Origin of the sequence: Allobosea sp. ASV33 (assembly GCF_016428755.1) — a bacterium.
GTDB lineage: Bacteria > Pseudomonadota > Alphaproteobacteria > Rhizobiales > Beijerinckiaceae > Allobosea.
In genome coordinates this window covers 1-388 of record NZ_JAELTI010000242.1, presented here as the reverse complement: position 1 = coordinate 388, position 388 = coordinate 1, and the positions used below count along the sequence as shown (strand labels likewise).

Here is a 388-nt window from a genome sequence, read left to right as displayed (position 1 = left end):
CCCCCCCCCCCCCCCCCCCCCCCCCCCCCCCCCCCCCCCCCCCCCCCCCCCCCCCCCCCCCCCCCCCCCTTACAACCCGCAGACCCCATACGCGCTCGCGCCTAGAGTCTCGTGGGCTCCCCCCCCCCCCCCCCCCCCCCGCTCGATCTTCATCTGGTTCAGCACGAAACGCGGAACGTTGTTGCCCGAGGTCGAGTTCGGGTCGAGCGAGGCGATCGGCTCGTCGGCGAGGATGATGCGCGGCTCCTGGACTGTCTCTTATACACATCTGACGCTGCCGACGATTAACCTTCGGGGTAGATCTCGGTGGTCGCGGTAGCATTGGAGGGGGGGGGGGGGGGGGGGGGGGGGGGGGGGGGGGGGGGGGGGGGGGGGGGGGGGGGGGGGG

At 75.8% G+C, this 388-nt stretch carries 1 protein-coding gene; it reads left to right on the top strand.

The features are described 5' to 3' along the window. On the top strand, positions 1-319 hold a 319-nt coding region (locus tag JHD80_RS28470), incomplete at its 5' end, for a hypothetical protein (protein WP_210340012.1). Positions 320-388 lie beyond the last annotated feature (69 nt).